Annotated in this window: 26 protein-coding genes; 11 read left to right on the top strand and 15 right to left on the bottom strand. The window is 65.0% G+C overall.

Annotated elements, in window-relative coordinates; all coding sequences use genetic code 11:
- The first annotated feature begins 58 nt into the window (after positions 1-58).
- Positions 59-994 carry an L-threonylcarbamoyladenylate synthase gene (locus BWR18_RS11900; RefSeq protein WP_076628492.1) on the top strand — a complete coding sequence of 312 codons (936 nt, stop codon included), beginning with the start codon at positions 59-61 and terminating at the stop codon, positions 992-994.
- Here BWR18_RS11900 and BWR18_RS11905 read toward each other — a convergent pair.
- On the bottom strand, positions 991-1,578 hold the full coding sequence (locus BWR18_RS11905; protein ID WP_254684849.1) for a YqgE/AlgH family protein: 588 nt from the start codon (positions 1,576-1,578) through the stop codon (positions 991-993). The two genes, BWR18_RS11900 and BWR18_RS11905, sit on opposite strands and share 4 nt — an antisense overlap.
- 139 nt (positions 1,579-1,717) lie before the next feature.
- Here BWR18_RS11905 and BWR18_RS11910 point away from each other — a divergent pair, with 139 nt between their 5' ends.
- Complete coding sequence (locus BWR18_RS11910) at positions 1,718-2,530, top strand: protein-disulfide reductase DsbD domain-containing protein (RefSeq protein ID WP_076628494.1); 813 nt, start codon at positions 1,718-1,720, stop codon at positions 2,528-2,530.
- On the opposite strand, the gene BWR18_RS21410 is transcribed toward BWR18_RS11910, so the two are convergent.
- From BWR18_RS21410 to BWR18_RS11940, 5 genes are all read right to left on the bottom strand, one after another.
- Positions 2,527-6,144: an efflux RND transporter permease subunit gene (locus BWR18_RS21410; protein ID WP_083957694.1), complete on the bottom strand. Its 3,618-nt coding sequence runs from the start codon at positions 6,142-6,144 to the stop codon at positions 2,527-2,529. The two genes, BWR18_RS11910 and BWR18_RS21410, sit on opposite strands and share 4 nt — an antisense overlap.
- The gene (locus BWR18_RS11925) at positions 6,145-7,611 is read right to left on the bottom strand and encodes an efflux RND transporter periplasmic adaptor subunit (RefSeq protein WP_076628496.1); all 1,467 of its coding nucleotides are present in this window, start codon (positions 7,609-7,611) and stop codon (positions 6,145-6,147) included.
- A 94-nt stretch (positions 7,612-7,705) separates the two neighbouring features.
- A complete protein-coding gene (moaB, locus tag BWR18_RS11930; protein ID WP_076628498.1) occupies positions 7,706-8,248 on the bottom strand; it encodes a molybdenum cofactor biosynthesis protein B in 543 nt (180 codons plus the stop codon).
- A complete protein-coding gene (locus BWR18_RS11935; protein ID WP_076628499.1) occupies positions 8,245-8,865 on the bottom strand; it encodes a LysE family translocator in 621 nt (206 codons plus the stop codon). The genes moaB and BWR18_RS11935 overlap by 4 nt, the downstream gene beginning before the upstream one ends.
- Entirely contained in the window at positions 8,862-9,632 is a 771-nt protein-coding gene (locus tag BWR18_RS11940; RefSeq protein WP_076628501.1) for a uracil-DNA glycosylase, read from the bottom strand. The genes BWR18_RS11935 and BWR18_RS11940 overlap by 4 nt, the downstream gene beginning before the upstream one ends.
- 129 nt (positions 9,633-9,761) lie before the next feature.
- Between BWR18_RS11940 and BWR18_RS11945 the strand changes: the two genes are divergently transcribed.
- The 8 genes from BWR18_RS11945 to BWR18_RS11980 all read left to right on the top strand — a co-directional run bounded on the left by BWR18_RS11945 (position 9,762) and on the right by BWR18_RS11980 (position 15,395).
- Entirely contained in the window at positions 9,762-10,706 is a 945-nt protein-coding gene (locus tag BWR18_RS11945) for an aspartate carbamoyltransferase catalytic subunit (RefSeq protein ID WP_076630284.1), read from the top strand.
- The gene (locus tag BWR18_RS11950) at positions 10,703-11,170 is read left to right on the top strand and encodes a hypothetical protein (protein ID WP_076628503.1); all 468 of its coding nucleotides are present in this window, start codon (positions 10,703-10,705) and stop codon (positions 11,168-11,170) included. The genes BWR18_RS11945 and BWR18_RS11950 overlap by 4 nt, the downstream gene beginning before the upstream one ends.
- Complete coding sequence (locus tag BWR18_RS11955) at positions 11,167-11,709, top strand: hypothetical protein (RefSeq protein ID WP_076628504.1); 543 nt, start codon at positions 11,167-11,169, stop codon at positions 11,707-11,709. The genes BWR18_RS11950 and BWR18_RS11955 overlap by 4 nt, the downstream gene beginning before the upstream one ends.
- Positions 11,709-12,986 carry a dihydroorotase gene (gene pyrC / locus BWR18_RS11960; RefSeq protein WP_157598907.1) on the top strand — a complete coding sequence of 426 codons (1,278 nt, stop codon included), beginning with the start codon at positions 11,709-11,711 and terminating at the stop codon, positions 12,984-12,986. The genes BWR18_RS11955 and pyrC overlap by 1 nt, the downstream gene beginning before the upstream one ends.
- Positions 12,987-13,601 carry a glycerol-3-phosphate 1-O-acyltransferase PlsY gene (gene plsY / locus BWR18_RS11965; RefSeq protein WP_076628508.1) on the top strand — a complete coding sequence of 205 codons (615 nt, stop codon included), beginning with the start codon at positions 12,987-12,989 and terminating at the stop codon, positions 13,599-13,601. It begins immediately after the preceding gene.
- Positions 13,602-13,643: 42 nt separating this feature from the next.
- Entirely contained in the window at positions 13,644-13,898 is a 255-nt protein-coding gene (locus BWR18_RS11970; RefSeq protein ID WP_076628510.1) for a hypothetical protein, read from the top strand.
- Positions 13,899-14,004: 106 nt separating this feature from the next.
- Positions 14,005-14,589, top strand: a complete 585-nt coding sequence (locus BWR18_RS11975; protein WP_076628511.1) for a hypothetical protein — start codon at positions 14,005-14,007, stop codon at positions 14,587-14,589.
- Positions 14,590-14,771: 182 nt separating this feature from the next.
- Positions 14,772-15,395: a LysE family translocator gene (locus BWR18_RS11980; RefSeq protein ID WP_076628513.1), complete on the top strand. Its 624-nt coding sequence runs from the start codon at positions 14,772-14,774 to the stop codon at positions 15,393-15,395.
- Positions 15,396-15,414: 19 nt separating this feature from the next.
- Here BWR18_RS11980 and BWR18_RS11985 read toward each other — a convergent pair whose 3' ends face one another.
- The 9 genes from BWR18_RS11985 to BWR18_RS12020 all read right to left on the bottom strand — a co-directional run bounded on the left by BWR18_RS11985 (position 15,415) and on the right by BWR18_RS12020 (position 24,421).
- Positions 15,415-16,755, bottom strand: coding sequence for an NAD(P)/FAD-dependent oxidoreductase (locus tag BWR18_RS11985; protein WP_076628515.1), 1,341 nt, complete (start codon positions 16,753-16,755; stop codon positions 15,415-15,417).
- Between the two features lies 1 nt (position 16,756).
- Entirely contained in the window at positions 16,757-18,307 is a 1,551-nt protein-coding gene (locus BWR18_RS11990) for a trimethylamine methyltransferase family protein (protein ID WP_076628516.1), read from the bottom strand.
- Positions 18,304-19,782, bottom strand: a complete 1,479-nt coding sequence (locus BWR18_RS11995; protein ID WP_076628518.1) for an aldehyde dehydrogenase — start codon at positions 19,780-19,782, stop codon at positions 18,304-18,306. The genes BWR18_RS11990 and BWR18_RS11995 overlap by 4 nt, the downstream gene beginning before the upstream one ends.
- Positions 19,779-20,687, bottom strand: a complete 909-nt coding sequence (locus tag BWR18_RS12000; protein WP_076628520.1) for a dihydrodipicolinate synthase family protein — start codon at positions 20,685-20,687, stop codon at positions 19,779-19,781. Before BWR18_RS12000 ends, BWR18_RS11995 begins: the two co-directional genes overlap by 4 nt.
- Complete coding sequence (locus tag BWR18_RS12005; protein ID WP_076628522.1) at positions 20,677-21,381, bottom strand: GntR family transcriptional regulator; 705 nt, start codon at positions 21,379-21,381, stop codon at positions 20,677-20,679. The genes BWR18_RS12000 and BWR18_RS12005 overlap by 11 nt, the downstream gene beginning before the upstream one ends.
- 184 nt (positions 21,382-21,565) lie before the next feature.
- The gene (locus BWR18_RS12010) at positions 21,566-22,936 is read right to left on the bottom strand and encodes a glutamate--cysteine ligase (protein ID WP_076628524.1); all 1,371 of its coding nucleotides are present in this window, start codon (positions 22,934-22,936) and stop codon (positions 21,566-21,568) included.
- Between the two features lie 107 nt (positions 22,937-23,043).
- Positions 23,044-23,577 (bottom strand): hypothetical protein, encoded by a 534-nt coding sequence (locus tag BWR18_RS12015; protein WP_368073613.1) that lies wholly within the window; start codon positions 23,575-23,577, stop codon positions 23,044-23,046.
- Positions 23,577-23,699, bottom strand: coding sequence for a hypothetical protein (locus BWR18_RS22285; protein WP_302622833.1), 123 nt, complete (start codon positions 23,697-23,699; stop codon positions 23,577-23,579). The genes BWR18_RS12015 and BWR18_RS22285 overlap by 1 nt, the downstream gene beginning before the upstream one ends.
- Positions 23,699-24,421 (bottom strand): 16S rRNA (uracil(1498)-N(3))-methyltransferase, encoded by a 723-nt coding sequence (locus BWR18_RS12020; RefSeq protein ID WP_076628526.1) that lies wholly within the window; start codon positions 24,419-24,421, stop codon positions 23,699-23,701. Before BWR18_RS12020 ends, BWR18_RS22285 begins: the two co-directional genes overlap by 1 nt.
- A gap of 12 nt (positions 24,422-24,433) precedes the next feature.
- On the opposite strand from BWR18_RS12020, the gene ubiA reads away from it, so the two are divergent.
- A complete protein-coding gene (gene ubiA / locus BWR18_RS12025; protein WP_076628527.1) occupies positions 24,434-25,396 on the top strand; it encodes a 4-hydroxybenzoate octaprenyltransferase in 963 nt (320 codons plus the stop codon).
- The last annotated feature ends 40 nt before the right edge of the window (positions 25,397-25,436 follow it).

Raw genomic sequence — 25,436 nt, forward strand, 5'->3', positions numbered from 1 at the left:
GCGCGGGGCGGCATATCGCAACTCGAACGCGGCGTCACGGGACCGTAGATCAGCAACGATGTCCAATATTGAAACAGCCCGTCTTGCGCCCGACGCCACCGGCATCGCCGAGGCGGCGCGGCTCTTGGGCGCGGGGGGCCTCGTGTCCTTCCCGACGGAAACGGTCTATGGCCTTGGGGGCGACGCCCGCAACGGCACTGCGGTTGCGCGCATCTTCGAGGCAAAGGGGCGGCCCAGCTTCAACCCGCTGATCGTGCATGTGCCGGACCTCGACACGGCAGAGCGCTACGCGGACATATCCGGCGCGCTGAAGACCCTCGCACGGCGGTTCTGGCCCGGCCCGCTGACACTGGTGGCGCCATTGAAAACCGGGCACGGGCTGTCGCCACTGGTGACGGCGGGCCTTGAAACACTGGCCATCCGCGTGCCATCACACCCGGTCGCGCAAGACGTGCTGCGGGCGTTCGGAGGGCCGGTGGCGGCGCCATCGGCGAACCCGTCGGGGCGGATCAGCCCTACGACCGCGGCGCATGTCATGGCCGGGCTGCACGGCAAGATCGAGGCGGTGCTGGACGCGGGCGCCTGCCCGGTCGGACTGGAATCCACCATCGTGGGGGCCGCACCGCTGGCACTGTTGCGTCCCGGTGGCCTTGCGCAGGAAGACATCGAGGCCGCCGTTGGACCGCTCGAACATGCAGGGGACGCGATCACCGCACCCGGACAGATGCTGTCGCATTACGCGCCCGACGCCACCGTCCGGCTGAACGCGAATTGCGCCAATCCGGGCGAGGTGCTGCTGGGCTTTGGGCCGATGCAGTCGGACCTGAACCTGTCGGTCGCGGGCGATCTGGTGGAAGCAGCGGCAAACCTCTTTGACCACCTGCACATGCTGGATGCCACGGGCTACCCCATTGCAGTGGCCCCGATCCCGAATTGTGGGCTGGGTCAGGCGATCAACGACCGGTTGAGACGCGCTGCCGCCCCGCGCGGCTAGGCGCGCCCGGCCTCGCCCGACAGCCCCAGCGGATCAATCCCAAGCGCATTCAGCGCCTTGATCCATTTCGACGTATCGCCCGTGCCAAACACAAGCTGCGGCGTGGCGCCCACGGTCAGCCAGCCATTGCGGGCAATCTCGCCCTCCAACTGGCCCGGCCCCCAGCCGGCATAGCCCAGCATCACAAGCGCGCGTTCCGGCCCCTCGCCGGTGGCAATATCCTCAAGCACATCCTGCGTGGCCGTCATGCCGAAGGCCCCGACCTCAAGCGTTTGCAGGCGCGAGGTATAATCGGCCCCGTGCAGCACGAAACCGCGCTGCGTCTCAACCGGGCCACCAAAATGCACGGGATGAGTGCGGGCAGGCGTGCTGCCCTTGATGTCGAGCTGGTCCAGCAACTCGCCCAAATTCATGTCAACCGCAGGCTTGTTTACGATCAGGCCCATGGCGCCATCTTCGCCATGCGCGCACATAAACACCACCGACCGGTCAAAGCGCGGATCGCCCATGCCCGGCATGGCGACCAAAAGCTGCCCGGTCAGGTCCAGGGTCATGGCCCCCATTATCGTCTGTTCCTGTGTCATCTACACATAACATGGCGTGGCGGCCCGGTCAGAGCAACCTGCGGATGTGCCGCAGGCAAGCCATCGCGCACCATTTCGTTACAGCAAGTTGACCGGGACGTGACTTGGCTTCGCGCTTGCGACCCTGCATTTAGAGGGAATGAAAAAACGTGCCCTGTCCCTTGCCGTCGCCCTTGCGGCTGTGACCGCCCTGCCGATCTATGCGCAGGGCCAGTTCGATCACGTTGTGCGCACGGAGGTGCTGCAAGGATGGGACCTGCCCAACGGGCAACGGCTGGCCGCGGTGCGGCTGGTGCTGGCCCCGGGGTGGAAGACCTACTGGCGCGCGCCGGGCGATGCGGGCATTCCGCCGCATTTCGACTGGTCCCGTGCCCGCAATATTGGCGCCGTCAGCCTGTCATGGCCCACGCCAGAGGTGCATGTGCAGAACGGCATGCGTTCCATCGGGTACACCGATCAGGTGGTGATCCCCATGCACATCACACCGGCGCGCGCGGGCAAGCCCATGCGCCTGCGCACGACCCTGTCCATGGGCGTATGTTCGGATGTGTGCATCCCCCACAGCGTCAAGATTGACGAGATGCTGGACAGCCCCGACCTGACCCCGACACCTGCCATTGTCGCAGCCCTTGCCGACATGCCCTATTCAGCGTCAGAGGCCGAAGTGCAGTCCGCCACCTGTCGGTTGTCCCCGACCGAACACGGCATGCAGATTGAGGCGCGCGTGGCCCTGCCCCACACCGGCGGGACCGAAGTGGCCGTGATCGAACCCGGCGTGCCCGGCGTCTGGGTGAGCGAGGCGCGCACCGCGCGCAGCGGCAACACGGTGGTGGCCGTCAGCGAGATGATGCACGCCGATGGCGGTGCCTTTGCCGTGGACCGGTCCGATGTGCGGATCACCATTCTGGGTGCCGATTACGCTGTCGACGTGCAGGGCTGCACCGGCGGTTAGGCCGCCGTCCGCCAGCGCGTGATCTGGAACACCAGCGCTCCGATCACATAGGCAACAAATCCCAGTGCCAGCACGCCGCCCGCAAAAAGCAGCAGCGCCGCGCTCAACGCAGTCAGGTCGCCCAGTGCGGGCAGGGCCCGAGTGAATGCAGGCAGCAGGCCGCCCGTGATCAACGTGTAGCCCATCGTGGCCCCGAACCAGCCCAGCACCACGGCCCACAGCGCCACGAACCCCCAGCGCACGGCTGCGGCAGGGGCAGACAGTCCGCGCCGCATCGCCTTAATCTGGCGTGAGATGTCATGCTGCACGGCCACCAGTGCGGGGACCACCAGCAGGACCAGCACCATGCCAAAGCCCAGCCCATAGACCAGCGTGATGATCGTTGGCTTCAGGAACTGCGCCTGCTGCGACGTCTCGTAGAGCAGCGGGGTCATCCCCAGCACGGTCGTGAGCGTGGTCAGCATCACGGGCCTGAGCCGGTCCGCCGCCCCGTCGATGATCGACGGGAAGAGCCCCCGATCCTTGGCGTAATCGTCGATGGTGGTGACCAGCACGATGCTGTCGTTGATGATGATACCCGTCATGCCCAACAGTCCCACGACCGTGAACATGCTCAGCGGCACGTCCCACAGGTGGTGGCCATAGATCGTACCCACGAGGCCAAAGGGGATGATCGCCATCACCACGATGGGCCGCGTCCAGCTGGCAAAGACCCAGGCAAGGACCAGGTAAATGCCCGTCAGGCACAGGATCAGGCCGGTCAGGCTGTCGGACAGGAACTCGTCTTCCTGCTCGCTCAGGCCCGCCTTTCGGAACTCCACCTGCCGTTCGGCGGCGATGTTGGGCAGGATCTCCTCCTCCAGCGCGCGGTTGATCTCGGTTGCGCGGGCCGGATCGTCTTCGGAGATGTCGCCGGTGACGGAAATCAGGCGGATGCCGTTCTCGCGCCGGACGGTCGAGAACCCCGTGCGCCGCTCGACACTCACGATGTCGGCGAGCGGCACATAGGTGCCGTCGGGGGTGCGCATCTGCGTACGGTCCAGGAAATCGGCCGTCAACTCGCCCTCAGGCAGCTCCACCCGGATCTCCGCGCTGCGGGGGCCATCGGGGAAGGTCGCCGCCTCGATCCCGTTCAGCCGATCACGCAGCACGCGGCCCAGCATGTCGATGGTAAAGCCAAGCGCCTGGCCCTGCGCGGTCAGATCCAGGATCAACTCCTCCTTGTCGTAGGCCAGATTGTCCTCGACCGCGCTCACCTCGGGGTACTGGAGCAGCGCGCGCTTGAGGTCCTCGGATGCGGCCTTCAACGTGTCGGTGTCCGCGCCAAAGAACTGCACGTCCAGCGCGTCATCGCCCGGCCCCGACCGCCACCCGCGGAAGCTGACGGTTTCGACCAGCGGATGACGCACCACGGCGTCCTGCAACTCGGCGACGAAGGCGAAAGAGGAATAGGGGCGCAGGTCCGCGTCGATCAACTCGATGGAAATGCCGCCCAGCAGATCAGCGTCCTTTGCTTCCACACCGCTCAGACCCCGGCCAGCATTGCCGCCGATCTCTGCGATGACATAGTCGATGGGATTGCGGCCATAGCGCTCTTCATATTGCGCGCCCAGGTCTTCCGTCGCGCGCTGCATCTCGCGCATCATGGCCAGTGTATCGGCGCGGCTGGCGCCTTCCAGCATGGCGAAGTTGCCGGTCACCGACCCGCGCTCGGGCGCGTTGAAAAACCGCCATTGCACGTCGCGCTCGATGAACAGGGCCAGTTGGCTGGCGAGCACCACGCAGACCCCGGCCAACACGACATAGCGGGCGGCAATGACACCGGCCATCATCGGGCGGAACAGCGTTTCGCGCATCCACTCGAACCCGGCATTCACGATGACAGAGGGTGTATCGAGGCCCTTGGTGCCCATCGCCCCGACCCAACGCGCCTTCAACCGGCGCGGGGCCAGCAGGAACACGGCGGCCATGATCGTGGGACCGGCCAGCAGATAGGGCCACGCATCGAACAGACCTGCAATGCTGTCGGACCAGATCACATAGCCCACAGCACCCGACACAACGGCAGACAGCACGGCGACACTGGCAAGCGCCACAGCCAGCTTCACGCGGCTGAACCGCGGCCGGTCAGAGGCAGCCAGCGCATGGCCCATGTGATGGGGCAGGATCAGGAAACACTCGACCAGCGACGCCACCAGCACCGCGATCACGGTGAAAGGAATATCACGGATCAAATCACCAAAGCGGCCCCCGACAGCGATCAGACCAAAGAAGGCGATGACCGTGGTCAGGGTCGCGGCAAAGACGGGCATGGACATGCGCCGCGCCGCATTCTCGGCGGCAACCAGGGGCGGCTCACCCCAGGCGCGGTGGCGGTGATCGGCATGTTCGCCCACGACGATGGCGTCGTCCACCACGATGCCAAGGGTGATGATCAGACCAAACAGCGACACCATATTGATGGTCAGCCCGCCCAGATACATCAGCGCAATGGCAGCCAGCAGCGCCACCGGAATGCCCGCGGCCACCCAGAACGCCGTGCGCGCGTTCAAAAACAGAAAGAGCAGCGCGATGACCAGGCCCAACCCGACAAAGGCATTGTCGATCAAAATGTTCAGACGGGCGGAAATCGCCTCGGCCCGCGTGCGGATCAACTCGACCGTGACCGATGGCGGCAAGGTTGCGCGCAACTCCGCCGCGACTTCGGTCACCGTCGCCTGCATCGCGATGGCGTCACCATTGTTGGACCGGTCCACACGCACCGACACGGCCGGGTCCTCGCCCACGAAATAGCTGCGGTTGCGCGCTGTACCCAACTGCCGGACGGTCGCCACGTCGCGGACAAGCAGTTTTGACCCGTCCGGGTTTGACCGCAGAACAATGCCCGCAATCTCCTCGGGCGTGCGTTTCTGCGTGCCGGTGCGCACACGCGCATTGGCGCCGGTCACATCGCCAGCGGGGTCGGTGTCCACCTCGGCGGCGATGGCGGCTGCGATCTCGGACATAGTGACTTCATTCGCGATCAGCGAAAGGGACGGCACCTCGATCAGCACCTGCGGGGCGGCCACCCCGCGAATGGTGGTGCGGGTGACGCCGGCGGCAAACAGGCGCACCACGAACTCATCGGCAAACAGGCCCAGCTGCTGCGGGCCCACGGGTCCGGTAATGACCACATCGGTCACCCGGTCGCGCCAGGCCCCGCGACGCACCGTCGGCTCATCCGCATCATCGGGCAAGGTCGTGACAGCATCAACGGCGGTCTGCACGTCGTCGGCCGCCCGGCCCATGTCCCAACCCGGTTCGAACTCAAGGGTGATCAGCGCAGAGCCTTCTGTCGAACGCGATTCCGTGCTTTCCACGCCTTCGACCGCCAGCAAACCCGGCTCCAGCACCTGAACGATGCCCGCGTCCACATCCTCGGCCCCGGCCCCGTCCCAGGAGACGTTGACCCGGACATTGTCGACAATGACGTCGGGAAAGAATTGCGCGCGCATGTTCGGCACCGACGCCACACCCGCAACCAGCATGATCAGCAAAAGGAGGTTGGCAACGGTCCGGTGGCGGACAAAATAGCTGAGGATACCGCCTGCCGCCTTTGGGATCCGCCGCGCCATCTAGCCCCCCATCCGGCTTTCCAGCCGGGCCACCATCTGGGCTGGCACATGTGTTTCAGCCAGGCTGGCCAGCACCCGCTCCTTGGCATCCGCGGGCATACGCTCGCTCGCCTCGACAAAGGCGACCAGGCGAGCGCGCCGTTCATCGGTCAGTTCGACCATTTCCGGCTCCAGGGGCGCGTCGGACGCCTCTGCCGCCTGTGGCTGAAGGGGCCGCACCGAGATGCCCGCACCAAGCAGGGGCGAGCGCGCCTCGACCACATCGCGCCCGACGATGTCATCGCCACGCACGAGCACATCATCGCCCTGACGCCGCAGGACCGCAACATCGACTTTCTCCAGCCGGTTGTCCTCCCCCAGCACCAGAACCGTGTTTGACGCATCGACGGCAGTGGCCGGCAGGCGCACGACGTTTTCCAGCGGCGGTTCGGAGACGGCAACGGTCACAAAATCCCCCTGCTTGAAGCCCAGTCCGGTGTCGAGACGGGCAAAGACAAGCCGCCCTGTCTGCATATCGCCCCCGCCGGCGCTGGCGCGGCTGACAGTGCCGGTGGCGGCAAGGTCGATGCCCACGACATCCAGTGTTGCGGTCACGGGGGCCGCGATGACGCCTCCATCCTCGTTCAACAGCCGCGAAAACTGCGCCGTCGACACGCGAAACCGCACCTCAAGCGCGCCGGGGTCGATCAGCGTCGCCAATTGTTCATTTGCAGACACGAGGCGCCCGGCCACGACGCTGGTGGCGCTGAGCGTGCCGTTGAACGGGGCGGTGACGGTGGTATCGTCAAGAGTGCGCTGTGCCTCGTCCAGCGCGATGCGGGCGCGGGCCAGTTGGGTCTTGGCCTGGTCAATCCGCGCCTCTGCCGTGGTCACGACCTGGCGGCGCGCAAGCACCGCCTGCCGCGCCGAGGCCGCAGCCAGTTCGGCGCCTTCCACGGCGGCGGCGGTGCCGACACCACGCTCTTGCAGGTCCTGTTGCCGCTGGAACGCGCGTTCCTGCAGGTCGGCCTGCACCTGTGCCGCCTGTTCTTCGTCCTGCGCCAGCACCAGCGCGCGGTCGGCGTCGCGCACTTCCGCCTCGGCGTCCAGCAAATCGGCCTCGGCGCGGGCAAGGGCCGCTTCGGCATTGGCCGGATCAATCCGAACCAGCAGCTGACCGGCACTGACATCGCCACCATCCTCGAACCCGTCCGCCAGTTCGATCACACGGCCTGCCACGGCAGCGCGCAGCTCAAGCGTGCGGCGGCTCGCAATCTCGCCAAAGGCCTCGAGCACAGGCGTTTCCGTCCCCGCCTCGGCCCGCACCACGGCCACGGCAAACACGCGTTCCCGCGCAGGCGGGGTCCGCGGCTCTTCCGACAGGCGCGACTGCACAGCACCGCCCACGATCGACCCGGCATAGGCCAAAAGCCCCAGACTGAGCGCCGCCAGCACCAGGCCGATCAGGCTTTGCCTCAAAAATCTCATTCTTTCACGCCCTTAGTCGCCGCGCCGGATCCGTATCATAATCTAGGCGCGCCACGAAATTGTCCAAACAACAAAGCTGTTACGTATGGGCGCGCTATTTCCGTCGCTGATGTTCATCAAGACGGGGTAAAATTTCGACAAAATTGCAGGGCCGGTGGCGATAGTCGAGCTGACGGCCCAGAATTTCATCCCACGCGTCCTTGCAGGCGCCCGGACTGCCCGGCAGCGCAAAGAGATAAGTGCCGTTGCACACGCCCCCCGTCGCCCGGCTTTGCACCGCGCTGGTCCCGATCTTCTGCATCGACACGATGGTAAAGACGGTGCCAAAGGCGTCGATCTCCTTCTCATAGACATCGCGGTGCGCCTCGACCGTGACATCCCGCCCCGTCAGGCCCGTGCCGCCCGTCGACAGCACCACGTCAATCTCGGGATCGTCACACCATGCGCGCAGCTGCGCCGCAATCTGGTCCCGCTCATCCGGCAGCACCTTGCGATCCGCCAATACATGGCCCGCATCGGTCAAACGCCCCACCAGCACATCGCCGGACCGGTCCTCGTCAAGGCTCCGCGTGTCGCTGACCGTCAACACCGCGATGCGAATGGCAATGAAATCAAGGCTCTCGTCAATCCGGCTCATGGACGCCCCCCGGCAAAGGCCACGCGGGCCGCCAACGCACCAAACACCCCCGCCGTCACCCAGCGCAGCACGCGTTCAATCACGGGGTTGCGCGCCAACGCCCGGCCCAGCCCGCCAGCGGTCATGCCCACGCCCGACTTCACCACAAAGCCAAGGCACGCAATCGTCCCGCCATAGATCAGGAATTGCGGCAGGATCGGGCGCGCGGGGTCCACGAACTGCGGAATGAAGGCCAGAATGAACAGGATCACCGACGGGTTCGACAGGTTCACGATCAACCCGTCGCGAAAGGCACGCGACGGACGCACAGCGCGCGTGTTTTCACCGACCAGGGGCGACATCACCGTCTTCACCGCCAGATAGAGCAGATAGGCCACGCCAACCCAGCGCACGACGCCAAAGACCCACGGGGCCGCCGACACCAGGGCACCCAGACCAATGCCCGCCAGCCCCGCATTCACAAACGCCCCGCTCGCAATCCCGGCAGAGGCGGCGACGGCAGGCCCCTTGCCCCCACGCAAACCCTGCGCCATGGCAAACAGCATGTCCGGCCCCGGCGTCAGCACCAACGCCAAAGCGGCAGGCAAAAACGCCAGATACAAAATCGGATCAATCATGTGTCCCCCCTCAGATGCGCCCGCAGGCTCAAGAGATCAGCCCAGGCCTCGCGCTTGGCCGCCGGATTGCGCAGCAGGTAAGCAGGGTGAAACATGGGCAGTGCAGGCTTGCCACGGGCCTCTGTCCAGTCGCCACGCAAACGGGTGATGCCGCGCTTGCCCAACAGCGCCTGACAGGAATGGTTGCCCACGACAACCAGCACATCCGGATCTGCCAATTCGATATGCCGGTGCAGAAACGGCTGCATCATGGCGACCTCTTCGGGCTTGGGGTCGCGGTTCTGCGGCGGACGCCAGGGCAACACATTTGTGATATAGACGCTCTCGTCCCGGCTCATCCCGATGGCGGCCAGCATCTTGTCCAAAAGCTGCCCGGCCCGGCCGACAAAGGGCTTGCCCTGCATGTCCTCGTCCCGCCCGGGAGCCTCGCCCACGATCATCACACGGGCACCTGGCACGCCATCGGAAAACACCAGATTGCGGGCGCCCTTCTTCAATTCACAATGCTCATAGGCGGCCAAAGCGGCGCGCAAACCCTCTAGATCCTGCGCCGCAGCAGCGGCCTCCCGCGCAACGGCCACCGGATCATCACCCATCTGCAAAACGGGCGCGGCCTCGGGCTGCACCGCCGCAGGTTTCGCCGGCTTCGGCACAGCGGCAGGCACGGCATAGCGGTCCACAGGCGCATCCGCGATGCACTCATCCACACCCAGCTCGATCTGCCAGGCCAGGGCCGCAAGGGCGCTGTGATACTCCGCCGAATCCATATCACCACACTACGCCCGCCGGACCGGAACCGGAATGCCCCTTCATTGTTCTTCAAATATGCAATTCCAACCGCTTGCCGCCACGCCTGCCCACCGCATATAAGCGCCCAGACACGCCAAGGGATGCCCATGACCTTCACCCATCGCCACCTTCTGGGGATCGAACACCTGCGCCCCGAAGAGATCGTGACGCTTCTGGATCTGGCCGAAGACTACGTGGCGCTGAACCGCGCGCCCGACAAGCACAAGGATGCGCTCGCGGGGCTGACACAAATCAACATGTTCTTCGAAAACTCCACCCGCACGCAGGCCAGCTTCGAACTGGCGGGCAAACGGCTCGGGGCGGACGTGATGAACATGGCGATGCAGGCGTCGTCCATCGCCAAGGGCGAGACGCTGATCGACACCGCGATGACACTGAACGCGATGCACCCCGACCTGCTGGTGGTGCGCCACCCGCATTCGGGGGCCGTGGACCTTCTGGCGCAAAAGGTGAACTGCGCCGTGCTGAACGCAGGCGACGGGCGGCACGAACACCCCACGCAGGCGCTGCTTGATGCGCTGACGATCCGGCGGGCCAAGGGACGACTGCACCGGCTGTCGATTGCCATCTGCGGCGACATCGCGCACAGCCGCGTGGCCCGATCTAACATCATCCTGCTGGGCAAGATGGAAAACCGCATCCGCCTGATCGGCCCGCCGACGCTCATGCCCTCCGGCATCTCGGAATTCGGCGTCGAGATCTACGATGACATGGCCGAAGGGCTGAAAGACGTCGATGTGGTGATGATGCTCCGCTTGCAAAAAGAACGCATGGACGGCGGGTTTATCCCCAGCGAACGCGAGTATTACCATCGTTTTGGCCTGGATACCGACAAGTTATCCCACGCCAAGCCCGACGCGATCGTCATGCACCCCGGCCCGATGAATCGCGGCGTCGAAATCGACGGCACGCTGGCCGACGACATCAACCGCTCGGTCATTCAGGAACAAGTGGAAATGGGCGTGGCCGTGCGCATGGCCGCCATGGACCTTCTGGCGCGCAACCTGGCAGCCGTGAGGGGGGTCGCATGACGTCGCCCACATTTCTGCCTGGCGAAGTCCTGCTGCACAGTTGGACAATCTCCAAACGCTCCTACCTCGTTCGCGTCTGTGCCATTGCAGGTATCTGGGTGTTCATTGGCTTGCTTGGCGATTTTGGGAAAGCTCTTTGGCTTATTCTTCTCGGTGTTCCAGCCTCGGCTGTGATTGTCTTGTTCAATATGTGGGTTTTTGGTGAACTCGATGTCTGGCGGCGCCACCGGAACACCCAGTGGTATCTAACGAACGAGGCCATCCACATATCCGCGAACGAAGACTTTGCACCCGAAATCCCGCTAGACGAAATCAAGCGCATCAACCGCTGGCCATTTTGGTCGCTGGTCGTTCGCTTCGAGAACGGAACAGCAATGACGCTTCCCATTCCGCAATCCCCGCGAGACCTGCGCCGCCGCATACTTCATGCGCGCGACGAATACATAGCTAGATTGCGGTCATGACCGCATTGATCGACATTCCAACAAACGAACGCGGTGTCATCCGTGTCTTCGCGCTGTCCATGACGGACAAGGAAGCGCAAGCGCTCAAGGATGACCCCGCCGCCATCAACATGGCCCTCGGCGCGGATGTAAACGCCGATCAGGTCGAGGTGTTTCCCGTCGCCGACCTCGAAGGGGTCGGCCTGGTCGGCTATCTGACAGAGGGCAACGCCGTGCCCATGGATCAAATCACCCCTGACCGCGCCAAGCTGGAAAAACTGGGCGGCTGGGTGCTGATCATCTTCTCACTCGCCTTCGAGGATCGCGCGGCAACACTGGACCCGGCCTCTTCGCTGACGTTGATCGGCACATATGGCGAGCTGCGCACCGATTGGGGTGCCGCGGAAAAGGTCGAGGCCGACAGCGCCAAACCCTACTCCGCCCCGTCCGAGACAGTGAAGAAAAAGCCATCGGACGCCGCCATGTCGGGCCGCATCGCAATGATTGCGCTCATTGTACTTGGCATTCTGACATATCTGATGATCTGGATCGGCGGATGATGGACCTGCTTCTCAAAAACGCCAAACTGCTTGATCCCGAAGGAAGCGTGACGACCGGCGCGCTGGCTGTCGCAGACGGACGGATCAGTGCGATCATCACCGATGACAGCCCATTGCCAGAGGCCGCACAGGTCATCGACTGCAACCGCAAGCACCTCGCCCCCGGCATCGTCGACATCGGGGTCAACGTCTGCGAGCCCGGTGAGCGGCACAAGGAAAGCTTCGGCTCGGCGGGCCTCGCGGCGGCGGCGGGCGGGGTCACGACCATGGTCACCCGCCCTGACACCGACCCCGCCATCGACAACCCCGAGACGCTTGAATTCGTGATCCGCCGCGCGCGCGAGGCGGCCCCCGTGAATGTCCTGCCCATGGCGGCCCTGACCAAGGGGCGGCAAGGGCGCGAGATGACCGAGATCGGCTTCCTGCTCGACGCGGGCGCCGTGGCCTTCACCGATTGCGACCGGGTGGTGACCGACAGCAAGGTCTTTGCACGTGCGCTGTCCTATGCCCGCTCTCTCGGCGCGCTGGTGCTGGGGCATCCGCAGGATCCGGGCCTGAGTTCCGGGGCCGCCGCCACCGCGGGCAAGTTCGCCTCGCTCCGCGGCCTTCCAGCGGTGTCGCCCATGGCCGAGCGGATGGGGCTGGATCGGGACATCGCGATGGTCGAGATGACGGGCGCGCGCTATCACGCCGACCAGATCACCGCCGCACGCGCCCTGCCCCCGCTGGAGCGGGCCAAGGGCAACGGGTTCGACATCACCGCGGGCACCTCGATCCACCACCTGACGCTGAATGCGCTGGACGTGGCGGACTACCGCACCTTCTTCAAGATCAAGCCCCCGCTCAGGGACGAGGAGGACCGGATCGCCATCGCCGAGGCGGTCCAGTCGGGCCTGATCGACATCATCAGTTCCATGCACACCCCCCAGGACGAGGAGAGCAAGCGGCTGCCCTTCGAGGCGGCGGCGTCGGGGGCCGTGGCGCTGGAGACGCTGCTGCCTGCAGCGATGCGCCTTTTCCATGCCAACCTGATTGACCTGCCGACGCTGTGGCGGGCGATGTCGCTGAACCCGGCCAGGAGGCTGGGTTTGGATTGTGGACGTATGACGGCCGGCGCCCCTGCTGACCTGGTCCTTTTCGACCCCCACGCACCCTTTGTGATGGACCGTGCCACACTCCAGTCGAAATCGCGCAACACCCCGTTTGACGGGGCGCGGATGCAGGGTAAGGTTTTGGAAACCTTTGTCGCTGGCCGTTCCGTTTACAAGAAAGACTAAATGCCCCTGATCGAAAGCACCCTTGCCGCGCTCGCCTTGTGGGCCGTGATCGGCTATCTTCTCGGCTCCATACCCTTCGGTATGGTTCTGGCCCGCGCCATGAACCTCGGCAACCTGCGCGAGATCGGGTCGGGCAATATCGGCGCCACCAACGTGCTGCGCACGGGCAACAAGACCGCCGCGGCCCTCACGCTGCTACTGGATGCTGGCAAGGGAGCGGCGGCGCTGCTGCTGGCGCGCTTTGTGACCGGGCACGAGGATGCGGCGCAACTTGCTGGGCTGGCTGCGATGCTGGGGCATTGCTACCCCATCTGGCTGGGCTTCAAGGGTGGCAAGGGTGTCGCGACATTCCTCGGCCTGCTGTTTGCGCTGCACTGGCCGGTGGGCATCGGCGCGTGCATCGCCTGGCTGGTGGGCGCGGGCCTGTCGCGCATCTCGTCCATGGGGGCGATCGTGGCGGCAGCGGCGTCGACCTTTCTGATGATGGGGTTGGGCGCACCCAACGCCCTGATATTGGGCGTTATTCTGACGCTGCTTGTGTTCTGGCGCCACCGCGCAAACATGCGGCGGATCAAGGCCGGGACCGAGCCAAAAATTGGCGAGACATCAACGTGACCGACATGGGCCGCTGCGCCGGGACGGCACACCCGACAGGTCATGTCGACCTTTGAGACCGCGCTTGGGGCGCTGCCCTGTGGCACCTTTCAGGGCACCGCGCATGGCCGACGCTATGTCGTGACCAAGAGCCGGTTCGCCGGGGACAAGTCAATAAAGCTGGTGGCCGAGGAACTGGGTGGTGCGGACTACATCAGCCTGAACTGGTATGCGCTGGCGTCCGGCGGCCGCCTCAAACCATGCGAGATGCCAGAGGCGAAGGTGCGGGAATTTGTGGTCGATCTGGTGGTCGACTGAAGCACCCGAGGTGAGGTCCGTGATCTGATGTCGCGGGCCGACGGTGCGCACGCGGAACGAAGCGGACACAGTTGTTCCGCGCGCCGCACCCGGCTAGGTTTCCAACATGCTTATCAAACGCGCCATTCTCGAAAGAATTGCGAGTGGAGACATCGACCTCGCGTTCAGGCGGTGGACGCGGCCGACTGTCAAGCCGGGCAGTCAATTGCGTACGGCGGTCGGGGAACTGGCGATTGACGCGGTCTGTGATGTTTCGGTGAGTTCCATAACAGACGAAGATGCGCGTCGGGCCGGGTATGATGATATTCGAGACCTGAAAGCTGAATTGTCGCAACGGTCAGAGGGTGACGTGTTCAGGATCGCGTTGCGATATCAGGGGGATGATCGAAGAAAGACGCTTGCCAAGGATGATGGCATCTCTGATGCGGAATGCGCCGAGATCGTCAGAAGGATCAAGCGGATTGGCAAGGCGGCACCGGTTCAGGACCTGTCGTTGACGGTCCTGAATTGGATCGCGCAATCGCCGGACAGGCGGGCGCAAGACCTTGCCGATCACATCGGAATGGAACGGCAGAAACTCAAAATCCATATCCGCAAGCTCAAGGAACTGGGGCTGACCGAAAGCCGGCAAACTGGTTATAGACTGTCGGCCCGTGGTCGGCGTGTGCTCAATTTCGCGAGGACGAGATGAACCGCCGAAATGTCGGGGATGGGCTTTGAAGCGGGCGTTTCCGCGTGGTCGCACCGCGGCGTCCCCGGTTTGGTGCGCACTGAATGCGCACCCTACGTCGGCTTTCGGCAATCGCCAGATGCAAATCCCGGCGGTCAAATGAGGCCATGGACCACACGGTTCCGGCGGCCTAGGCTTCCGCCATGACCGACATCAGCCTCTCCCTCATCCTGCTTGCGGCCCTGTTGGCCAGTGCCAGCCCCGGCCCTGCCACGTTGACCATCGCGGGCACGTCCATGGCGTCCGGGCGCCGGTCTGGTCTGGCCGTGGCATCCGGGGTGACCACGGGGTCGTTCATGTGGTCCGTCTCTGCCGCGTTCGGTCTGGGCGCCATCATGCTGGCCAATTCGTGGCTGTTCGAGATCGTGCGTTATGCCGGGGCCGCCTATCTGGGGTGGCTGGCCATCAGGTCGGCGCGCTCGGCATGGCTGGGTGCTGCGCTCAAGGTGCCGCCGGTCACGGAGCGGTCGGTGCGGGGGCAGTATGCAAAGGGTCTTGCCCTGCACCTGACCAATCCCAAGGCGATCCTGTTCTTTGGTGCGCTTTATTCCGTGGGTGTGCCGCCCGGCACGCCGGTCACGGCGCTGGTCACCATCATTCTGGCCGTGGGGGCGCTGAGTTTTACTGTCTTTCACGGCTATGCGCTGATCTTTTCCAGCGCGCCGATGACCCGCGCCTATGCCCGTGCGAAGCGCGGCTTCGAGGTGGTCTTTGCCCTGTTCTTTGGCGCGGCTGCGCTGAGGATCTTGACGGCGCGGCTGGTCTGAGCGGGATGCGCCAGCGGCGTCACAGCTCGGCACCCGCCTTGCGTTCCTGCCATCTGAGAAAGGCGTTGGCCGCCGGCTTGGCCAGCACAGTGGGCGGCAGCCGTGTCGGATCCGGTGCGGCCAGCGCCCGGTCGAGGCGCTCTGACCGCGTGCCTGTGGCCAGTTCTGCGGCCAGCATACCCGACAGGGTGCCGCGCGCCGTGCCCAGCCCATTCTGACAGCAGGCGGCATACAGGCCGTCATCCAGCGCGCGCACCACGCTGACATTGTTCCGGCTGAGGCACAGGCGCCCGCCCCAGCGGTACTGCATATCGACCTCCGGCAGCATCGGGAAGCGGGCGCGGAAGGCGCGGTCGTGGTCGCGCGCGACGCGGGCGATCCGGCGGTCGCTGACCTGCATGGCCGGGTCGAAAGTGAAGCGGTTGCGCACGATGATCCGGTCGCCCCCCGGCCCCGGTATCCGCCGCACGGTCGTGCCCATCGGGTCCGCCGGGGTGAGCCCCCAGACCGCCTGCCCCCCCAGCGCCGCATTTTCCCGCGCCGTCAGCGGCCGCGTCATGGAGGCGTAGGTGAAGACGTGCATGAGGCGGTTTCTGAGGTAGCCAAAGCTGTTGAGATGCCCGTTGACGGCCAGGATGACCTTGGGTGCCGTAACGGATCCGCCGGGTGTCGTCGCCGTCCAGCCGCCGGTGCGGTCGAGCGTGGTCACGGGGCTGTTTTCGAAGATCTGGACGCGGTTCGACGCAAGGCCCCGCGCCACGCCGCGCACGAAGGCAGCGGGTTGGATCATGGCCGTGCCCGCGGTGAAAAGACCGCTGCGGTAGTAGTCGGTTCCGGTGAGGGCAGCCATGTCGGCCCGATCGAGCCAGGTGTGGTCCTCGCCCATGGCAGAGAGGTGCGCGGCGTGGTCGCGGTTGTGCGCGTCCCCCTTGTCCGTGGCCGCCGCGTTGACCTTGCCGCTTTGGCAAAACACCTCTGGCCCGAGGCCGAAATCGGCGGCCATGCGGGCCGCAAAGCGGATCGCGTGACGGTTGTCGGCGGTCAGCGTCCTGTCCGCCGCAAGCGTGCCGCCGTAATCTGCCGAAGACAGGTCGTGCGGCAGGTCGATCATGAAGCCGGAGTTGCGCCCGGCGGGCCCTTCGGCAACCCGGCGCGCGTCCAGCACGACAATGCGGTCGCTGGGGCACAGCAGGGACAGGCGCCGGGCGGCGGCAAGACCGGCAAAGCCTGCGCCGATGACCAGCCAGTCGGAGATGGTGTTGCCTGCCAGCGGGCGCGCTGGCTCTGCCGGGGGCAAGAGGGTGTTCCAGGCGGCCGGACCGGGATCCACGGGCAGCTGGCTGACCTTGATCGCGGCCATGTCAGTGATCCTGGTTCAGCGCATCGGCGGCCGGGATCTCGCGTTCCCGGCGGGCGATATAGTCGCGCAGCGCCTCGTCCACTCCGGCGTCCAGCCTGGGTTCCTCGTAGTCGTTCAACAGGTCGCGGACGCGGGTGAGCGCGCGTTCGTTGATCTCGACCGCGCCGTCGGCCTGCCATTGTTCGATGGCGTTGTTGTCGAACAGCTCGGGCATGAAAAACGCCCTCTGGAAGTTCTCCAGCGTGTGGGGGTGTCCCAGGTAATGGCCGCCGGGGCCCACATCGCGAACGGCCTGCAACGCCTCGTCAAAATCGTCCCAGTTCACACCGGACATCATGCGGTGGCCCATAGCGCATTGTTCGGCATCCACCACGAACTTGGCCATGGAACAGTGCATGCCCGCCTCGTTCCAGCCTGCGGAGTGCCAGATATAGTTCGCCCCCGACATCAGGACGGCCATCATGGTCGCGGCGCTTTCATAGCCTGCCTGCGCGTCAAAGGTCTTGGCCCCGCCCAGCGTGTTCGATGTCCGCCACGGCACGTCGTAATACCGTGCCATCTGGCCGATCATCATGTTCATCAGGCTGATTTCCGGTGTGCCTGCCATCGGCGCACCAGATTTCATTGATACGGTGGACAGGTAATGGCCATAGATCGCGGGCGTCCCTTTCTGGATCACCTGCGTATAGGCCAGCGCGCTCAGCGCCTCGGCATTGAGTTGCGCCACCGACGGGGCCACGCCCGCAGGCGTGTTCGCCCCGCCCAGCACAAAGGGCGAGCAAAGCACAGGCTGTCGGTACCGGGCAAAGGCGCGCATCGCGCCCAGCATCGTCTCATCCCAGACAAGGGGGGAATTGCCGTTGCAGTTGCCGGTCACGACCGGGTTCTGCAGCATGAACTCCTTGCCAAACAGGATCGCGCACATCTCCATCACGTCTTCGGCGTTCTTGGGGCTTGTGGTCATGCCCATGAACGTCTTGTCGGAGTATTTCATCGACGAATAGGTGATGCGCAGATGCCGTTGGCTGATCGGGTGATCATAGGGTTCGACAATGTGGTGCGCGGTCGAGTGCATCGCGGGCAGCATGTGGCTGAGCTTGTGAAAATCGGCCAGATCCCTGAGCGTCGGATTGCGGCGCGCATCATCGACATCGCGCAGATAGGGCGCACCGGTCATCGGCACAAAGATCGAATGATCCTCGCCAAAGGGCAGGTTGTTCGCCGGATTGCGCGCCACATAGGTAAAGCGCGATGGGATCGACGCGATCAGCGCGCGGACAAGGCCGCGGTCCAGATGCACCGTTTCACCGCGCACGTCCGCCCCGGCCCGTTTCCAATCCGCGAGCGCGATGGGGTCGCGAAACATCACGCCCACATCCTCGAGGATCCCCATCGAGGCATCGTCGATCCGCGCAACCTGCTCGGCGGTCATCGGCTCCACCAGCGGCAGGCCGTGTTTCAGGGCGGGCAGCATCGTGATGTCGCGGCTTTGCCTTATCGCTTTGCGCGCACCGCGTCCCCGGCGGGTGCGTCCGACGGCGTCAACACTCATCCGATATTGTCCCCCTCGGCCGGATCGGTCAGGTCAATCCAGATGGTCTTGAGTTCGGTGAACTGATCATGGGCATGGATCCCGTTGTCGCGCCCGCCAAAGCCGGATTGCTTGTAACCGCCGAAGGGTGTCGAGATATCGCCCTCGCCGTAGCAATTGACCGTCACGGTGCCCGCCGCGATGTCACGGGCCGCGCGGATGGCGCGGCGTGTGCTCGCTGTAAACACGCTGGCGGCCAGGCCATAGTCGGTGTCGTTGGCCACCGCGATGGCTTCGTCATTGCTGGCTACTTCGATGACGCAGAGCACCGGGCCAAAGATTTCGTCTCGCGCGCGCGCATCCCTGGCGTCCACCTCGATCACGCGGGGCGGGACAAAAGGCCCGTCGTCGCTGTCCGTCTCACCCAGATAGCTGCGCACCTTTCGGCAGTGTTCGGCGTCGATCAGGGCACCGATATGGTTGGCCGGATCCAGCGGATCGCCCAGCTTCCAATCGCGCAGCCGCGCGTGGATGCGGTCCATCAGGGGTGCTTTGACATCCTTGTGTACGATCAGCCGCGCGGTGGCGGAACAGTTCTGGCCCGCGTTCCAGAAGGCCGCATTGACCACATGTTCGGCGACATGATCCAGGTTTTCGGCATCGTCGAAGACGACCGCCGGGTTCTTGCCGCCACATTCCAGAACGACCTTTTTCAGATTGCTGTCGGCGGCGTAGCGCAGGAAGCGTTTGCCGGTCTCGGTCGAGCCCGTGAAGCTGACCATGTCCACATCCATGTGCCGTCCAAGTGGCTCGCCCACCGATGGTCCGTCGCCGGGCAGCACCTGCAAGACACCGCGCGGCACGCCCGCCTCATGCGCCAGTTCCGCGACCCGCAGCGCGGTCATCGACGTTTGTTCAGCCGGTTTCACGATCACCGAACAGCCTGCCGCCAGCGCCGGTCCGATCTTCCACGCCAGCATCATCAGGGGGAAGTTCCAGGGCAGCACCGCGGCGACCACCCCAATCGGTTCGCGCACGATCAGGGACAAAGCATCGTCGCCGGTGGGCCCCGCCTGGTCATAGATCTTGTCCACCGCCTCTGCGTGCCACTTGATGCAATGGATCGTTTCCGGCACGTCGATGATTTCGCAGTCGCGGATCGGCTTGCCGCTTTCGAGGCTTTCCATGACCGCCAGTTCGCGACGGTTGCGGGTGATCAGCTTGCACAGGCGGATCAACGTGTCCTTGCGGTCCGACGGGTGCAGCTTGGCCCAGTGCCCTTGCGCAAATGCCCCGCGCGCCTTTTCCACCGCCAGATCGACATCGTCGGCATTGCACCCGGTGATCTGTGCCAATTCCTGCCCCGTTGCGGGGTTGATGGTGGCAAAGGGCGCGCCACGTCCGGGCCGATACGCGCCGTCGATGAAGGCGGTGCGCGGAAAATCCATCTCCTGCGCCAGGGCCAGATACTCGGCGTGGGTCAGCAGGTCGCTCATATCGGCTCTCCGGTGATGTTGGACACTGTCGCGTTCATGGTGCGGATCACTTCGGCCAGCTGCCGCTTGTCATCCTTGTTGAGCGGTTGCAGCGGCTTGCGGGGTGGGCCCGCGTCGATGCCGCGCAGGGTCAGCCCGTGTTTGATGCACTGCACGAACTTGCCGCCCTGTTCGAGCACGCGCATCAGGGGCAGCATCGCCGACATGATCGCGCGGCCCTTGGTAAAGTCGCCCTCGACCGCGCAGGCGGTGTACAGCGCGAGATGCGCCTCGGGGGCGAAGTTGGACCCGGCACAGACCCAGGACCGCGCGCCCCAGGCGAAGAATTCAAGCGCTTGGTCGTCCATCCCGCAGCTAAGCGCGATATGGGGATAGTCGCGGGCCAGCATGTGCAACCGGTTGATATCGCCCGAGCTTTCCTTGATCGCGCAGAAGTTGGCGGACCGGCCAAGGCGGTCCAGCGTGTCCTCGTCCATGTTGACGGACATGCGGCCCGGGTAATTGTAGAGCATGACAGGCAGGTTCGCGGCCCGGTCTATGGCCAGCGCGTGCAGCGCGATCTCACGCCCGGTGGGGTAGGCATAGGGCGGCGTGGCCACCAGCAGCGCGTCGGCCCCGGCGGCCCTGGCCGCGCTGGCAAAGCGCACGCTGTCCTCGGTCCGGATCGCACCGGTGCCGACCACCATGGGCACGCGGCCCGCGATCAGATCGGCGCACCGGCCCATCATCCAGATGCGCTCCTCTTCCGTCTGGGCGTAGTATTCGCCGGTGGACCCCGCCACGATGATCCCGTGCACCCCGGCGCCGATCAGATGTTCAATGGTCTGCGCCAGCGCGTCTTCATTACAGGAAAAGTCGTCGAAATAGGGCGTGACGACGGGGGTATAGATGCCCTCAAAGCGCATTGCGGCGGTCTTTCATCGAGATGACGTCGAGTGGCAGCGGGTCCGGACGGACGTATTTTTCCAACTGGTCACGCGAGAGGTCCCAATGCTGCAAGGTCAGATCGGTGGCAAGGTTCGCCTCCTGCGCGTCAATGGCCGAGATCATCGCCTCGTGCTGGTCGATCGCTTTTGTCACGCGCGTCTTGTCGGCCTCCGATTGCGGCGCAAAGAATGTCTGCCCCAGCCGCGTGTGGTCGATCAGCATCCGCCTGAGCCCGGCCAGAAGGTACGGGTTCCGCGCCATGTCCCCGATCTTTTCGTGAAAGTCGTGGTTGAGCAGACCGGCCGCCGCAGCATCGCCAGCGCGGGCCGCCTTGGCAAAGTTGTGCTGGATGTCCTTGAGATCCGCCACCTGACGCGAGGATCTGTTTTCCGCCGCCTGCCGTGCGGTGGAGCAGTAGATCAACGGCGCGGTCTGGAAAAACATCCGCAGCGTCGCAAAGTCCATGGATTCGACCTTGGCCCCGCGGTTTTCCTCAAGCCGGACAAAGCCGCCACCGGCAAGACGCTGCAGCACCTCGCGCAACGGTGTGCGCGAGATGCCATATTCCTCGGCCAGGCGCGCCTCGTCCAGATCGCTGCCCGGTGCGATGTCTTGGGTCAGGATGCGGGCGCGCAGGTCGGCGGCGCAGAATGATTTTTTGTGTTTGGTCAAAATACTTCTCCGATACTTTTTGTATACAAATTGAATTTTCCACGCGTCAACCGCAAAAAACCCCGCCAGTGGCGGGGCTGAGCACAGGTTTTTGAACCCGCTGTGACGCTACCGAAGAGGTGTTTGTGCGCGAAAAAGCAACCTTTGGCGCAAAGACGCCGGACGCCGTCGGCCCGGCCCCTGCCTAATACGAATACTCAGCAAAAACGCGCGATATGTCGCCCTGCCAATCGCCGTGATAGTGATCCAGCAGCTCATCTGCGGGGGTTTTCCCCGTCTCGACACTCTCTTGTAGGGCATTCAGGAAATGGGTTTCATCCGGGATCATGCCACCCGCACCGGGCCGGGCGCGCGCCTTCAGGCCGGCATGGGAAATCGCCACCGCCTCGCGCGCCAGATCGTGCATCCTGACCCCGTTCACCTCGGCCTGCAGCCCGTCGACCGACGCCGCAACCCGCAGCCCGTCACGCGTTTCGGCATCCAGCCCTTTGACAAGATCCCAGGCCGCATCGAGCGCCGTCTGATCGTACATCAGCCCCACCCAGAACGCGGGCAGCGCACAAAGCCGCCGCCAAGGCCCGCCATCTGCACCGCGCATTTCGATGAATTTCTTGACCCGCGCCTCGGGAAATGCGGTGGTCAGGTGATCCGCCCAATCGCTCATCAGCGGCGTCTCACCGGGCAGCGCGGGCAGCTTTCCCTGCAAAAAGTCGCGAAAGGACTGGCCCAGCGCGTCAATATATTTGCCGTCGCGGTAGACGAAATACATCGGCACATCGAGCGCATATTCGACCCAGCGTTCAAAGCCGAAACCGTCATCGAACACGAACGGCACCATGCCGGTACGCGACGCATCCAGATCGCGCCACACCCGGCTGCGCCAGGACTTGTGCCCGTTGGGCTGGCCCTCAAAGAACGGCGAATTGGCGAACAGCGCCACGGCCGCCGGCTGCAACGCTATGGCCACGCGCATCTTCTGGACCATGTCCGCCTCTGACCCGAAGTCGAGGTTGACCTGCACGGTGCAGGTGCGCCGCATCATGGTGCGCCCCATCGTGCCGACCGTGCCCATATAGGCATCCATCAGCTTGTAGCGCCCCTTGGGCATGAGCGGCATTTCCTCGTGGGTCCAGATGGGGGCCGCACCCAGGCCGATGAAGCCGACGCCGATCTCATTCGCGATGTCCATGACCTCGCGCAGGTGGCTGTTCACCTCGTCGCAGGTCTCATGGATGGTCTCGAGCGGTGCGCCGGACAGTTCAAGCGCACCGCCAGGTTCCAGAGAGACATTCGCGCCATCCTTTTCGACCCCGATCAATTTGCCAGCCTCGCGCACCTCCGACCACTGGTGGCGGTCGCGCAGGGCGCTCAGCACCGCCTCGATGGATCGCGCGCCCTCGTAGGGCAGCGGCTTGAGCGTGTCGCGGCAATAGCCGAACTTTTCGTGTTCGGTGCCAATGCGCCAGTCTTCCTTGGGCTTGCAGCCATCGGCGAGGTACTGCGCCAACTGGTCGTGATGTTCGATGGGGCCGCCGCCGGATTGGGGGATGGACATGGGCGCGCTCCGCTTTTTGCCGTGCCGTTGAGGTGCAAGCCTTGGTGCGAATTTACGGAGGTGTCAATGCGCAGGCGTCGTGCGCAGGGTCACGGAGATGTGCGCATTTATGCGTGCCCGCGCGGCTCCATCTGCGCCAGGGTCGGCGCGCTGCGTTCCCAGATCAGGACAGGCGCGTCGGCGCCTGCATTGAGTTTGGCGAGCATCCGTTCGGTCTTGAGCCCCGGCAGCGCGGCGAAGGCGTCAAACAGCGCATCGGCCCCGTCAGCGTCCACCGGGATCATCAGGGCGGGTTGCTGCGGCTGGTCAAGCCGCCAGTGCGGTGGGCTCTGCGCGCCGTCGAGGATCACGCGCTGCACATCACGCAACGACACGGACCCGCCGGTCAGCGGGCCGAAATAGATCACCTCGCCCTCGACCACCTGCACGGTGCCAAGACCCCCGCCCGCACCGCGAAAGCGCCCCCGCTGCAACCCCACCATGATCAGCGCCCCGGCGCCCACCAGCATGACCGGCGCGATATAGCCCAGCACACCGCGCGCCTGCGCCAGCCACCACAGGGCGAGGACAGCAAGCACAACACCGGCCAGCACTTCGCGCCAGCGCCAGAGGGCGGCTTTTGCTTCGGGTCGGAAGAACATCAGACGTCCCCCTTGATCGTTGCGGGTGGATCGAACATCACCACACGGCACGCGCCGATGCAGCGAAAGCCTATGCTTTCATAGGCGCGCGCCAATCGTAAGGCGCAGGCATCCTGCGCCATCACCAATCCCCCAACCGCTGTTGCCAGACCGTCAGCGCCGCCACCGCCGCCGTGTCGGCCCGCAGGATGCGCGGGCCAAGCTGGACGGCGTGGGCCGTGTCCATCCTGTGCAACCGGGCACGCTCCTTGTCGGAAAACCCGCCCTCCGGCCCGATCAGGATGGCCCAGGGGCCCGGCGTGTCCGGTAAGGCGGAGGTGTCCTCCGCCCCCGCCAGCGCCTCGTCACAGAACATCAGGCGCCGGTCGCCCAGCCCCGTCAGCGCGCGGTCGAGCCGCTGCATGTCGGCCACCTCGGGCACGTAGGTCCCGCCACATTGCTCTGCCGCTTCGACCGCGTGGGCTTGCAGGCGGTCGCGCTGCACACGGCCTGCATTCGTGAACTCGGTCTGCACCGGCAGGATCCGCCGCGCGCCCATCTCAGCCGCCTTTTCAACGATGAAATCCGTGCGCGCCTTCTTGATCGGGGCGAACATCAACCACAGGTCCGGCGGCATCTGCACCGGCCGCGTCCGTGCCGCGCAGACAAGCGTGCCGCCGCGCTTGCCCGCCTCGGCCACCTCCGCCCGCCACTCGCCATCCACGCCGTTGAACAGCAGAACCGCCGCCCCCACGGACAAACGCATCACGCCAAAAAGATAATGCGCCTGCTCCCGCGACAGCGGGACCGATTGCCCCTGCCCCAGCGGGTGATCTACATACAGGCGTATCTTTGCGTCACTCATGAGCCCCTACATATGACCAAGCCCGCGCCTGCACCAGACGGACAAGTCGCCGATGCCGAAGATCGCAACTGGGTCGACCGCTACGCCCCCGAAGGCGCCCGGCCCTACCTGCGGCTCAGCCGGTTGGACCGTCCGACGCCGGTCCTGTTTCTGCTGCTGCCCTGCTGGTGGGGGCTGGCGCTGGCCATCCTGCATGACCAGTCGGTGCGGTTCGAGGATCTCTGGATCGCAGTGGGCTGCGCCATCGGTGCGCTCTTGATGCGGGGGGCCGGGTGCACGTGGAACGACATCACCGACCGCAACTTTGACGGACAGGTCGAACGGACCCGCTCGCGCCCCATCCCCGCGGGGCAGGCCACCGTGCGCGGGGCCGTGATCTGGATGTGTGTACAATCGGTGCTGGCCTTCGGCATCCTCCTGACCTTCAACACCGCCGCGATCCTCTTGGGCGTTCTCGCCCTGCTGCCGGTGGCCGTGTACCCCTTTGCCAAGCGGTTCACGTGGTGGCCGCAGGTGTTTCTGGGTCTCGCCTTCAACTGGGGCGCCTTGCTGGCCTGGACCGCGCATACGGGTCAGCTCGAGGCGCCCGCCGTGGTCCTCTACCTCGCGGGGATCGCATGGACATTGTTCTACGACACGATCTATGCCCATCAGGACACAGAGGACGACGCCTTGATCGGGGTGAAATCCACCGCGCGCCTCTTCGGCACGCAAACCCCGCAATGGCTGCGCCGCTTCCTGATGGCGACCGTGGGTCTGATGGGCATCGCGGTGATCTTTGCCGCCATCGACGAGGCCAACGTGCTGGCCCTTGTCATTGCGCTTGGCGGGCCGTGGGCCATGGGCTGGCACATGGCCTGGCAGTTGCGCGGTCTCGACATCGACGATCCAGCCAAATGCCTGCAACTCTTTCGCGCCAACCGGGACACGGGCGTGATCCCGCTGGTCTTTTTCTGCGCCGCCCTGCTCGTGTGATTGAACCCGGTGCCCAAGCGGCGTAAACCATAGGCCCGCG

The organism is Tateyamaria omphalii (genome assembly GCF_001969365.1).
GTDB classification, from domain to species: Bacteria; Pseudomonadota; Alphaproteobacteria; order Rhodobacterales; family Rhodobacteraceae; genus Tateyamaria; species Tateyamaria omphalii_A.